The organism is Burkholderia sp. BCC1977 (assembly GCF_905339595.1).
Classification (GTDB): Bacteria; Pseudomonadota; Gammaproteobacteria; order Burkholderiales; family Burkholderiaceae; genus Burkholderia.
In genome coordinates, this window is record NZ_CAJPGQ010000031.1 from 77,564 (window position 1) to 90,209 (window position 12,646).

The 12,646-nt window shown below is 68.0% G+C and carries 11 protein-coding genes; 4 read left to right on the forward strand and 7 right to left on the reverse strand.

The features are described from left to right. Positions 1–164: 164 nt before the first annotated feature. Positions 165–983, reverse strand: a complete 819-nt coding sequence (locus U5771_RS23780) for a TetR/AcrR family transcriptional regulator (protein WP_322026220.1) — start codon at positions 981–983, stop codon at positions 165–167. Between the two features lie 216 nt (positions 984–1,199). Further along, positions 1,200–2,420: an MFS transporter gene (locus tag U5771_RS23785; RefSeq protein WP_322026221.1), complete on the reverse strand. Its 1,221-nt coding sequence runs from the start codon at positions 2,418–2,420 to the stop codon at positions 1,200–1,202. A gap of 279 nt (positions 2,421–2,699) precedes the next feature. On the opposite strand from U5771_RS23785, the gene U5771_RS23790 reads away from it, so the two are divergent. The 3 genes from U5771_RS23790 (at position 2,700) to U5771_RS23800 (ending at position 5,737) form a co-directional block, all read left to right on the forward strand. Then, a complete protein-coding gene (locus tag U5771_RS23790) occupies positions 2,700–3,242 on the forward strand; it encodes a GNAT family N-acetyltransferase (protein ID WP_322026222.1) in 543 nt (180 codons plus the stop codon). A gap of 125 nt (positions 3,243–3,367) precedes the next feature. Continuing rightward, positions 3,368–3,994, forward strand: coding sequence for a ParB-like protein (locus tag U5771_RS23795; protein ID WP_322026223.1), 627 nt, complete (start codon positions 3,368–3,370; stop codon positions 3,992–3,994). A gap of 24 nt (positions 3,995–4,018) precedes the next feature. Continuing rightward, positions 4,019–5,737, forward strand: a complete 1,719-nt coding sequence (locus U5771_RS23800; protein WP_322026224.1) for a SulP family inorganic anion transporter — start codon at positions 4,019–4,021, stop codon at positions 5,735–5,737. Positions 5,738–5,780: 43 nt separating this feature from the next. On the opposite strand, the gene U5771_RS23805 is transcribed toward U5771_RS23800, so the two are convergent. From U5771_RS23805 to U5771_RS23825, 5 genes are all read right to left on the reverse strand, one after another. Beyond that, on the reverse strand, positions 5,781–6,731 hold the full coding sequence (locus U5771_RS23805) for a carbohydrate kinase (protein WP_322026225.1): 951 nt from the start codon (positions 6,729–6,731) through the stop codon (positions 5,781–5,783). Between the two features lie 127 nt (positions 6,732–6,858). Beyond that, positions 6,859–7,803, reverse strand: a complete 945-nt coding sequence (locus tag U5771_RS23810; protein ID WP_322026226.1) for an ABC transporter substrate-binding protein — start codon at positions 7,801–7,803, stop codon at positions 6,859–6,861. Between the two features lie 86 nt (positions 7,804–7,889). Beyond that, the gene (locus tag U5771_RS23815) at positions 7,890–8,927 is read right to left on the reverse strand and encodes an ABC transporter permease subunit (RefSeq protein WP_322026227.1); all 1,038 of its coding nucleotides are present in this window, start codon (positions 8,925–8,927) and stop codon (positions 7,890–7,892) included. Between the two features lie 40 nt (positions 8,928–8,967). Next, positions 8,968–10,521: a sugar ABC transporter ATP-binding protein gene (locus tag U5771_RS23820; RefSeq protein ID WP_322026228.1), complete on the reverse strand. Its 1,554-nt coding sequence runs from the start codon at positions 10,519–10,521 to the stop codon at positions 8,968–8,970. Beyond that, entirely contained in the window at positions 10,508–11,755 is a 1,248-nt protein-coding gene (locus tag U5771_RS23825) for an ROK family protein (protein WP_322026229.1), read from the reverse strand. The genes U5771_RS23820 and U5771_RS23825 overlap by 14 nt, the downstream gene beginning before the upstream one ends. A gap of 352 nt (positions 11,756–12,107) precedes the next feature. Between U5771_RS23825 and U5771_RS23830 the strand changes: the two genes are divergently transcribed. After that, complete coding sequence (locus tag U5771_RS23830; protein ID WP_322026230.1) at positions 12,108–12,611, forward strand: Ohr family peroxiredoxin; 504 nt, start codon at positions 12,108–12,110, stop codon at positions 12,609–12,611. Positions 12,612–12,646: the final 35 nt, after the last annotated feature.

Below are 12,646 nucleotides of genomic sequence, written 5' to 3' on the forward strand. Positions count from 1 at the left end.
TGAGCGTCAGCGCTTCAGCGCTTGCTCGTACCCCATGCTTTTCGTCGACGAAAGCAAGCCTGCCTTGGCTCCCGCCGCATGACATTCGTTCGGCCCGTGCCGGCGCATCAACGCCGGCACGGGCCGCCCATATCGTGAATCGCCGCCTGCGCGGCCTGGCGCGATCAGCTCGCCGAAGGCACCGGCGCCGTATCGGCCGCCGCCGTACTCGACGACAGCCCGAACGCTTCGCTCGCGCCCGCGTCGTCGAGCACGGCCGCGAAGATCGACAACTGCGCGCTGTCCGGCATCGGCGCCTTCAGCGCGGCGACGATCAGCGAGGACAGCCGCGCGATCATCTGCACGTCGTTCATCGTGCGGCCTTGCGAGAATTCGTCGATCAGGCTTTCGGTTTCGGCACCGGCCAGCGCGCCGGACAGCGCGCCGATCGCGAAGTGCAGCCGCCAGCCGAGTTCCGTGCGCGGCAGATGCGGCAGCGCGCGCTGGAACGCGTCGAAGAAGCGGCCCGCGACGCTCGCATAGTGCGCGGTCAGGAAGTTGCGTACGAACGGCGACGGATCGGTGTATGCGCGGCCGATCAGCCGGAGGAACGCGGGGCCGCCGCGATCGGGGTCGCGTGACGCCTTCAGCGCGGGAATGAACATCGCGCCGAGCACGTGCTCGCAGGTGATGTGCGCACCGAGTTGCGCATCGAAGCGGTCGAGGATGCCAAGGCGTTCCTGGTTGAGCTGATCGAGCCGACGCGAGAGCATCGCGTGGATCAGCGCTTCCTTGCTGCCGAAGTGATAGTTGACCGCGGCGAGGTTCACCGCCGCGCGCGACGTGATCTGCCGCATCGACATCGCTTCGAAGCCATGTTCGATGAACAGGTCCTCGGCCGCATCGAGAATGCGCGCCTTCGTCCCGCCGGTCTGCCGATTGCCGGATGACCGCGTCCCGGACGGCCGTCCCGCGGACGGTCGTCCCTCCTGACTTACTGCCATGTCCCGCCTCCCAATGCCGGTCGCTCGGCCGCGAACAGGTGATTTGATTATCTGATTCAAACAGCCGTTTTTATTAAGATAAAAAAACGCGGGCGGCGCGTGCAAGCGGGGAATCTGGACAAATTCCTCTAGTTCGATGTGCAGCTGCGGAAAGTATTTCGCGCGGCCCCGGCGGGACGGGGCACGCGCGATGGTGCGATGCGGCAATGCGCGGGCTCAGCCGACGGTGGTACGCGTATTGACCGATTGCGTCATGTCGATACCGCGCCGTTCGCGGCTGAACAGGATCAGCACGGCGATCACGACGGCGACGATGCCGGCCACGAGCGCCAGCGCGAAACTGTAGTTGTTGCCCTGGGAAACCGCGAGCGACGCCTGCATCGTCGCGTTGCCCGACGCAAGCAGGTTGCCGAGCTGGTAGACGACGCCGGGGAAGGTCGCGCGGATCTCGTCGGGCGAGATCTCGTTCAGGTGGACGGGGATCACGCCCCACGCACCCTGTACCGAGATCTGCATCAGGAACGCGCCGGCGGCGAGCGCGACCGGGCCGCTCGAGAACGCCCACAGCGGCAGCACCGGCAGCGCGATCAGCGCGGCGATGAAGATCGCGCGACGGCGGCCGATCCGTTCCGAGATCGCGCCGAACGACAGGCCGCCGACGATCGCGCCGAGGTTCAGCACGATCGTGATCCACGACACGGTGTGCGGATCGAAGTGATGCTGTTCGCGCAGGAAGGTCGGGTAGAGATCCTGCGTGCCGTGCGAGAAGAAGTTGAACGCGGTCATCAGCACGATCGCGTAGATCGTGAGCTTCCAGTTCTGCTGCAGCGTGGCGCCGAGGCTCGGCCGCGGACGCTTTGCCATCAGCTTCCAGGCCGGCGATTCGGGCACGTGCGTGCGCACGTACAGCACGAGCAGCGCGGGCAGCACGCCGACCATGAACATGCCGCGCCAGCCGATGTACGGGTAGAACAGGCCGAACACGACGGACGCGAGCAGGTAGCCGCTCGGATAGCCGGCCTGCAGCAGGCCCGACACGAAGCCGCGCGCATGGGTCGGCACGGTTTCCATCGTCAGCGCGGAGCCGACGCCCCATTCGCCGCCCATCGCGATGCCGAACAGCGCACGCAGCACCAGCAGCGCGGTGAGGCTCGGCGCGAAGCCCGACGCGAGTTCGAGCAGCGAGTAGCACGCAATGTTGACCATCAGCGTCGGACGGCGGCCGAAGCGATCGGCGAGCCGGCCGAAGATCAGCGCGCCGATCGGGCGCATCGCGAGCGTCAGCGTGAGCGCAAACGCAACCGCGGGGATCGTCGACGCGAATTCGGCGGCGATGTCCTTCAGCACGAAGACCATCAGGAAAAAATCGAACGCGTCGAGCGTCCATCCCAGGTAGGCGGCGATCGTGACGTTGCGTTGTTCGCGGGTCCAGCTCATGTCCGGGTCTCCTCGTTGGCTTGCGCGCGCACGATCGGCAGGCGGATGCCGGCCCGGCCTGCGCGCGGCGCGGGGCATGGATCGAGTGTAGGCCGCGGCGCCGCGCGATGTGGGGCGCGATACCCGCGAATCGGGAATAATCCCTATGAAATGAACTATTGAGAAAACGGAAATGAGCGCGCGCGAGACGAGCGACAGGCGTCTGTATCATGCCGGAAGGCTTTTTGTATCAGTTATGTAATGCACGCGATGCCCATCGCCACCGAATCAGGAGTCCAGATGACCGACCCGTCCGTTGCCGCGCTGCCCGTCCTGGAGACCGCGCGGCTGTGGCTGCGCCCGCGCGTGCTGGCCGATCTCGACGCGAGCATCGAGATGGATCGCGATCCGGAGGTCACGCGGTACATCGCGGGCCCGTGGCACGACCCGGACGAACATCGCCGCTTCGTCACGCACCGGATCACGCGCGCTTATCCGCCGGGCCTCGGCTACTGGTCGATCTTCGAGAAGGCCGCGTCCGACACGTTCATCGGCTGGATCCTGCTGATTCCCGACCATGCGGCGGGCGGGCGGGATGTGGAGATCGGCTGGCGGCTCGTGCGCGCGGCGTGGGGACGCGGCATCGCGAGCGAAGCCGCCGCGGCCGTCGTGCGTCACGCGTTCGACACCGTGCGGTTGCCGCGCGTGATCGCCGATATCGCGGAGGCGAACACGGGTTCGCTGAATGTCGCGCGCAAGCTCGGGATGCGGCGCGTGAGCGTCGTTCACGACGGTATTCCGTACGTCCGTCATCGTCTCGAGCGCGACGACCTGCGTGCATAGCGTCGCGCGCAAGCGCGGCCGGTTGTCAGAGATGGTCAAGCGCACGCATGTCGAGGTCGCGACGTATTAACGGCTCGCAAGATCAGGAGTATCGTTGCCGGAAATTCGCAACATGGGGTACGACCATGGCACTCGGCAACGACGTTCATCTCATTCCCGTCCGGCTCGACGCACTGCGTCCGACGCAAATGACGGTCGGCTATCGCGAAGTGAAAGCGAAGCGCAAGCACTGGAAGGCGCTCGACAAGCGCGCACGCAAGGCCGCGATCGAGTCCCACTGGTTTCCGGCCGTCCTCGGCCCGGGCGGGCTGCACTACATCACCGACCATCACCATCTCGGCCTCGCGCTGATCGAGGAAGGGGAGGCGCGCGTGAACGCGATGCTGCTGAAGGATCTGTCCTGGCTCGACGACACGATCTTCTGGCGGATGATGGAACACAACCAGTGGGTGCATCCGTTCGGCGCGGACGGCTCGCGTCGCGATTACGCGCATCTGCCGAAGGCGCTGACGGGGCTCGAGGACGATCCGTACCGGAGCCTCGCGGGCGAACTGCGCACGGCCGGCGGCTACGCGAAGGATGCGACACCGTTCAGCGAATTCCTGTGGGCCGACTACCTGCGCCAGCACGTGACGCTCGACCAGATCCGCAAGAACTTCGCGAAAGCGCTCGACGTCTCGCTGCGCCGTGCACACGAGCAGGACGCACGCTATCTGCCCGGCTGGTCGGGTGTCATCGCCGTCAAACCCTGACACGCGCCCGGCGCCTACGGCCTCATGACGACCGCCCAGCCCCGTCCGGATGCCGGCCCGCAGCATCCCGAGCATTTTGCCGCACTCGATGCAGCGGCGCCGCCGCCCCGGCAGCGCATCGGCCTCGATGCGCTGGCCGGCCTGTCGATCGCCGGGCTGCTGATTCCCGAGGCGGTCGCGTACGCGGGGCTCGCCAACCTGCCGCCGCAAGCCGGTCTCATCGCGCTGCTGTCGGGGCTCGTCGTCTATGCGCTGACCGGCAGCAGCCGCTTTGCGATCGTGTCGTCGACCTCGTCGTCGGCGGCCGTGCTCGCGGCGACCGTGCTGGCCGAATCGGGGATGGCGCTTGCCGCGCAGCTCGCGCTGGCGGCCGCGCTCGTCGCGATGACCGGCGTGCTGTTCATCCTGGCGGGCGCCGCGCGGCTCGGCGGCATGTCGGACTTCGTCGCGCGTCCGGTCCTGCGCGGCTTCACGTTCGGCCTGGCGCTGACGATCGTGATCAAGCAGTTGCCGAAGATTCTCGCGATCTCCGTGCAGCACAGCGATGCGCCGCGCGTCGCGCTCGATCTCGTCACCGGCGCGCCCCATGCGAACCTCGCGAGCGTGGCGCTCGGCGCGACCGCGCTCGCGCTGCTGTTCGTGCTCGGGCGGCGCTCGCGCGTGCCCGCGACGCTCGTCGTGATCGTGTTGTCGATCGCGGCCGGCTATGTGGTCGACTGGCAGCACTACGGGATCGCGATCGTCGGTCACATCGATTTCCGGCACCTCGAATTCGGGCTGCCGCATCTCGACCGCAACGCATGGATGCAGACGGTCGAGCTTGCCTTCGCGCTGATGCTGATCCTGTATGCGGAGTCGTACGGATCGATTCGCAACTTCGCGCTGAAGCACGGCGACAGCGTGTCGGCGAACCGCGACCTGGTCGCGATCGGCTGCGCGAACCTCGTGTCGGGGCTGCTGCACGGGATGCCGGTCGGCGCCGGCTATTCGGCGACGTCCGCGAACGAGGCGGCCGGTGCGCAGTCGCGTTTCGCGGGCTTGTGGGCGGCCGGCGTGGTCGCGCTGATCGTGTGGCTGCTGTTGCCGCAGCTCGCGCGCACGCCGGAGCCCGTGCTCGCCGCGATCGTGATCTTCGCGGTCAGCCACTCGCTGCATCCGTCGGTGTTCCGGCCGTACTGGGTCTGGCATCGCGACCGGCTCGTCGTGATCGCCGCGCTGCTCGCGGTGCTCGTGCTCGGCGTGCTGCACGGGTTGCTCGCGGCCATCGGCGTGAGCCTGCTGCTGACGCTGCGCAAGTTGTCGGAGCCGAATGTCAGCGTGCTCGGCCGGCTGCGCGACGGGCACGACTTCGTCGACGTCGCGAATCACGCCGATGCGAAGCCGGTCCCCGGCGTGCTGATCGTGCGGCCCGAGGCGCAGCTGTTCTTCGCGAACGCGGACCGGATGCTCAATCGCGTGCGTGTGCTGATGAAGGCCGCGCCCGATACGCATACCGTGATGCTGAGTCTCGAGGAAACCCCGGACGTCGACGGCACGACGATCGAATCGTTGCGCACGTTCGCGGCCGAATGTGCGGCACGCGGGCTACAGCTCGCGATCGTGCGGCTCAAGGAGCACGCGCTGCATGCGCTGCGCCGTGCGACCGACGATACGCTGCGCGAAGATGCGATGTCGGAACTGAGTGTCGACGAAAGCCTGCAACTGCTGCAGGCGCGCGGTAATCGCGGCAAGAGCGGCGCGTGACCGGACGGCAGCGCATGCGCTGCCTGGTGCTTTCCGGTGCCGCCTAGTCCGACAGCGCGGCGTCGACCGGTTCGGCCGCCGCGCAGCCGGCCATGACGTCGGCTACCTCGGCAGCGGTCGGCGCATACGCGCCTGCATGCGCACAGGCAACCGCCGCACAGGCTGCCGCGTAGCGCAGATGATCGGCGGCCGATCCGTCGGGGCGCATGAGCTGGCTGGCCAGCCAGCCCCCGATGCTCGCGTCGCCGCAGCCGACGGTGTCGGCAACCTCGGTCGCGAACGCCGGCTGGAACAGCGCGGTGCCGCGATGCAGGAGCTGCATGCCGGCCGCGCCGCGCGTGACGAGCACGCTCGCATCGGGCGCCCACGCGCGCAATTGCGCGAGCGCGGCGGCTTCGTCGAGTTCGGGGAACAGGCCGCGCAGATCTTCGTCGGATACCTTGATCCAGTCGGCGAGACTGGCCAGCCGGCGCAGCGTGTCGCGATATGACGGCGCGGCCATCGGCGCGCGATAGTTCGGATCGAACGAGATCCGCTTGCCGGCCGCGCGTGCGGCCTGCACGACTTCGATCAGGCGCGACGCGAGCGGCTCGCGCACGACGCCGAGCGAGCCGACGTGCACGATCTCGGCCGCGTCGAGCGCGCCGTCGGGCAGGTCGGCCGGATCGAACGCGAGATCGGCGCTGTGCTCGCCGATGAAGAAATAGTCGGGCGGCTGTTTCGACACGACCATCGCGAGCAGCGGCGCGCGATCGACCTGCCGGATGAAGCGCGGGTCGAGCCCGGCCTCGGCGCTCCTGCGCATCAGTTCGTCGCCGAAGATATCGCGGCTGACCGTGCCGGCGAACGCGGTCGGCACGCCGAGCCGCGCGCCGACGCGCGCCACGTTCCAGCACGAGCCGCCGGCGACGCTGCGCCAGTGCTGCGCGTCGTCGCGGATGAAGTCGGTCAGCGCTTCGCCGAATACGATCAGGCGGGGGAACGTCGTCGTCATGTCGAAACCTTGTGCCGCGACGTGTCGCACGGCGGTGCAGCGGTTGGGGTGAACGGACGGGCAGGGCCGGTGTCGCGCGCGGCGACGCGGCCCGGCACCGCCCGGAATCGCGGGTCGTGTCGCGCGATCAGCGCGGGCTGCTCCAGCCCTTGTAGCCCTTCACGTTGTCGCGCGTGATGAGCGTCGGCTCGATCAGGATCATCGGGTTGGCCGGCTTCTGGCCGTTCATGATCCCGTAGCCGACGTTGACGGCCTGCTGTGCCATCGCCCACGGGTCCTGGCTCGACGACGCCTGCACGAGCGTGTTGGACTTCAGCGCCACCTCGATGTCCGGCGCACCGTCGACCGACGTGATCACGATGTTCGGGCGGTTCAGCTGTTTCGCCGCGAGATCGCTGCCGATCGCCTGCGGGTCGTTGATCGTGAACACGCCGTCGAGTTTCGGAAAGCGCGTCAGGTAGCCCTGCATCGTATTCATCCCGCCTTCGCGCGAGCCTTTGCCGTCCTGGTCGCTCGACAGCAGCTTGATGCCCGGGTTTTTCGCGAGCACGGCCTTGCAGCCGTTCACGCGATCGATCACGGCCGACACCTGCGGGCCGTTCTCGATGATCACGTTGCCCTTGCCGTTGAGCTTCTTCGCGAGGTAGTCGCACGCGAGCTCGCCGGCCTTCACGTTGTTGGTCTGCACGGTCGCGTTCGCGCCGGCAGCCGCGACGTCCACCGCGACGACCGTGATGCCCGCCGCCTGCGCCTTCTTCACCGCCGGCTCGATCGCCTTCGGATCGGTCGCGTTGAGCAGGATCATGTCGACGTGCGCGGAGATGAAGTTGTCGATCTGCGTGAACTGCTTGTTCAGGTCGTAGTCGGCCGACACGGCGGTGACCTTCGCGTTCGGGTTGAGCTGTTTGGCACGCGCTTCGGCGCCTTTCACGATCGTGACGAAATACGGGTTGCCGAGCGACCCGACCGTGACGCCGATCGATTTCAGCGGCTTGTCGGCTGCATGGGCGGCGGCGGCGCCGAAGGCGAGCGCGCAGGCGATGGCGGTCAGGGCGGCTTTTTGCTTGAACATGTCGTTGTGTCTCCGGAAGGTCCGTTGGCGGACGGGCGCAGGAGGACCTGCCTGCGCCCTGATGGTTGAATAGTGAGGATTGCGTGTCAGGTACGGGCCGAGTCGCGCTGACGATAGCGGTCGAGCGCGACCGCGCCGATGATCACGAGCCCCTTGATGATGTACTGCCAGATGTCGGACACGCCGAGTAGCACGAGGCCGTTGGTCAAGACCGCGATGATCAGCGCGCCGATCAGCGTGCCGACGATCGAACCGACGCCGCCGACGAAGCTCGTGCCGCCGAGGATCACCGCGGCAATCGCGTCGAGTTCGTACGACTGGCCGAGCTGCAGACCGTTGGCCGCATAGAGCCGCGCGGCCGACATCACCGCGCCGAGGCCCGCGAGCAGGCCCGACGCCGCATACACGAACAGCTGGATCGCCCGTACGTTGATGCCCGACAGCCGTGCGGCTTCCGGGTTGCCGCCGACCGAATAGATCCGCATCCCGAGCACCGTGCGGCGCAGGATGAACCACGACAGCGCGATCACCGCGCAGGCGATCACGACGAGCCACGGCACGCCGAGGATCGTGCCGTTGCCGATGAACGCGAACGGCAGTTGCGGGTTGAAGACGGTCGTGTCGTTGCCGATCAGGCGGGCGACGCCGCGCACGGCGGTCATCGCGCCGAGCGTGACGATGAACGGCGGCAGGCGCAGGAACGAGATCAGGCCGCCGTTGACCGCGCCGAACACGAGGCCGACGGCGAGTGCGATCGGTACGCCGAGCCAGCCCCAGCCGGGGATGGTCGACGCGAGCAGCGCGGCGACGGCCGACGCGGCGAGTACCGAGCCGACCGACAGGTCGATGCCGCCCGTCAGGATCACGAAGGTCATGCCGGCGGCAAGCACGATGTTGATCGATGCCTGCTGCGTGACGATCGACAGGTTCTGCAGCGTGAAGAAGCCATCGGTCAGGAACCCGAAGCCGATGCACAGGACCAGCAGCACCGGCAGCATGCCGGCGGTGCGCATCAGCGATTGCATGCGCGCGCGATGATCGGCGCCGCGCATCAGCGGCGTACGATTGGCGACCGGATGGGCCGTCGCGGAAGCGAGGTTCCGCTGCTTGGTCGGGTTGATCATGTCGGTACCTTGAAAGAAGAAGGAAATGAAGGGGCCGTGGTCAGTGCGCGTCGGCGAGTTCGGGCTGCGAGCCGGTGGCGAGCGCGATGATCGCTTCCTGCGTGATGGGCGTGTGCGTGTGGCCGCCGAGTTCGCCGGCGATCTCGCCTTCGCGCATCACGAGCACGCGGTCGGCGACGCCGATGATTTCCGGCAATTCGCTCGAGATCACGATCACGCCGACGCCCGCGCGGGCCAGTTCGTTGATGATCCGGTAGATCTCGGATTTCGCGCCGATGTCGACGCCGCGCGTCGGTTCGTCGAGGATCAGCACGCGCGGCTTCGTCTCGAGCAGGCGCGACAGCAGCACCTTCTGCTGGTTGCCTCCCGACAGCGCGCCGACGTTCACGTTCGCGTTCGGCACGCGGATCGACAGCGACGCAATCGCGTCGCGTGCGCGTTCGGCGCCGCGTACGAGATCGAGCGCGCCGAGCCGCGCGTCGCGGTTGCACACGGAGATGTTGATGTTGTCGCGCACGCTCATGTCCAGGAACAGGCCCTGGCGCTTGCGGTCTTCCGTCAGGTAGACGAGGCCCGCGTCGATCGCGTCGCGCGGCGAATGCGCGTCGAACGTGCGATCGCCCAACTTCACGTCGCCGCGCGTGCGCGGTTCCGCGCCGAAGATCAGCCGCGCGAGCTCGGTACGGCCCGCGCCGACGAGCCCGGCGATGCCGAGCACCTCGCCGGCATGCAGGTCGAGGCTGCAGCCGCGCACGCGCTCGCCGTCGGCGATGTCGCGTACCGACAGCAGCAGGTGGCCGGGATCGTAGGGCGCATGTTCCTTCTTGTAGAAGCCGGAGATGTCGCGGCCCACCATCATCGCGACGAGCCGCTCGGCTGACAGCGATTCGCGCTCGAGCGTGCCGACGTACGCGCCGTCGCGCAGCACCGACACGCGATCGGACAGTTCGTAGATCTCCGCCATCCGGTGGCTGATGTAGATGATCGCGAGACCTTCCTCGCGCAGCTGGCGGATCAGGCCGAACAGGTGCTCGGTCTCGCGCGACGACAGCGGCGTCGTCGGTTCGTCCATCACGAGGATGCGTGCGCGGGTGTGCACGGCGCGTGCGATCTCGACGAGCTGCTGTTCGGCGATCGACAGCGTGCCGACCAGCGTGTCGGGCCCGAACGGGGCGCCGAGGCGCGTGAGCACGTCCTGGCAGCCGCGCGCCATTGCCGCGCGGTCGATGGTGCCCCAGCGCCGGTTGCCGCGCCGCAGTTCGCGGCCGACGTAGATGTTTTCCGCGACGGTCAGGTTCGGCGCGAGGCACAGCTCCTGGTAGATCACCGCGACGCCCGCATCGCGCGCGGCGAGCGGGCCGTCGACGTCGATGCGCTCGCCGTCGATCAGGATTTCGCCGCCGGCGTCGGCGCGGTACGCACCCGACAGGATCTTCATCAGCGTCGACTTGCCCGCGCCGTTCTCGCCCATCAGCGAGTGGATCTCGCCCGGATAGACGGTCAGGCTGACGTTGTCGAGCGCGCGCACGGCCGGGAACGTCTTGCTGATCCGGCGCATCTCGAGCAGCGGCCGGGGCGACTCAGAACGCGACATGGTTGACCTCCTGCGATTCGGTGCGGGCGCCCTTGAGGATGCCGGCCCGCGGGGAGAAGTTGAAGTACATCGGCAGCGTCGCGGCGCCGATCGCACCGGCGTCGGCGCCGAACGTGCCGCGCACGAGCGTCGGGGTGCCGCGCGCTTCCGGCGCGGTGGCGACGAGGGCCGCGCGCAGACGGGTCGTCACCGCATCGAGCAGGCCGGCGTCGGTATCGGCGTCGAGCACGACCACCGGCGCATCGACGACGCACAGCACCGCGCGCAATGCCGGCGCGAGCGCGTCGACGCAGTCGTCGATCCATTCGTCGACCGCCGGCAGGCCGCGCGCGATGCAGGCTTCGAGGTCGGCGCGGTTCTCGACCGTCTCGCCGTGATGGCGCAGGTGGCGCACCAGCGCATGGAGCGACGCGCGGGCGAGCAGGATGTCCCACGGACCGCGCGGCGGCGGCGCGGACGCCAGCCGGCTCGGCGGCACGGGAATCACGGCGATGTCGCCGGCATTGCCGGTCACGCCGCGCAGGCAGTCGCCGTCGATCGCGATGCCGCCGCCGATCGCGGGACCGATGAACAGGTACACGAAGTCGTCGCACTGCCGGCCGTACCCGTAGAACAGTTCGGCGATCGCGGCCGCGTTGCCGTCGTTTTCGCCGAACACGGGCAGCGACAGCGTGCGCCCGAGGTCGCTCGCGAAGTCGACGTCTTCCCATGCGCGGAACGTGTCGGGTGCGAGGCCGAGCTCGCGCATCCACGCGCCGAGGTTGTACGGCTGGGCGACGCCGACGCCCGTCAGGCGCGCGCGCTCATGGGCGGGAAGGAGGTCCTGCATCGCCTCGATGTCGCGCCGCACGATCTCGAGCACGTCGGCGGGCGGGGGGAGCAGCGTGTCGTGCGAGCGGCGGCCGAGCACGTCGCCCGCGAAATTGACGAGCGCCGTCTCGATGCGCATCCGGTCGAGATGGACGCCGATGCCGAACGCGCCGCGCGGATCGAGGCGGATCAACGACGCCGGCTGGCCGCGCTGGCCTTCGGTGCGGCCGGCGAATTCGATCAGCTTCGCATCGGCGAGCGACGCGATGATGCTGCCGACCGCCGTGCCCGTCATGTTCGCGAGCCGGGCGAGGTCGGCCTTCGACGCGCTGCCCGCGCGGCGCAGCGTCTTCAACAGCAGGCGCTCGTTGTAACGGCGCACGTTGGCCGAGTTGCTTCCCTGACCGATGTGCGGGCTTCGCATGGCGTCTCCTTCCATGTTGCGTCGAATACCGGCGCATTAAATAAATCACGTTGATTTATTTAACCGCGTGCGCGGCGGCATGTCAGCCTAGGGAAATCCCGGTTTTGTCCGGAGAGGCAGGTGGGGCGTGGGTTTGCGGGTGAGGGCGGGCGACCGAGGCGCGCGGCGGGAACGGAAATTTCGAATTCATCTGATGGATTTGGCGTCCGCAGCCCGTCACGATTGCTCGCCGGGCTGCATGCGACACGACAGCGCGATGAAGGCGATGTCGGCGGCACCGGCTACTTCGCTTGTTCATTCGACGTGGTGCGGCGAAAGCCATCCGCGTCCGCTTTTATTCGGGAGCAATACCATGCATCGCACGACGCGTCCTTCGATCTCGCTACTCGAGCCTTACATCGGCAGCGAACCGCTGCCGCTCTACACGACGACGGTGACCGTCACCGGCGGGGAATCGGGGCATGGGCGATCGTCCGGACGCGCGCGTTCGGGAACCGGTGAGCTGGATGTGTCGTTGCGCCTGCCGGCTGAGCTGGGTGGCGCGGGTGGTGGCACGAATCCGGAGCAATTGTTCGCGGCCGGTTTCGCCGCGTGTTTTCATGGCGCGTTGATACTGGTTGCGACGAGGCGCCGGATTCGGCTGCCGGCCGATTTCGCGATTTCGGCCAGCGTAACGTTTCAGCGCGATCCGGCGGATGGCCTGTTTGCGATCGCGCTCGATGTCGAGGTCGGCATGCCGGGCGTCGGCGCCGATGATGCGCGTGCGCTCGTCGCGGAGACCGAGGCGATTTGTCCGTACGCGAAGATGGCGAGGGAGGGGATTCGGCACACCGTGCACGTCACCGGGAGCGTGTGAGCGCGATGTCATGGTGATCTGCGCTTCCGGCTGCA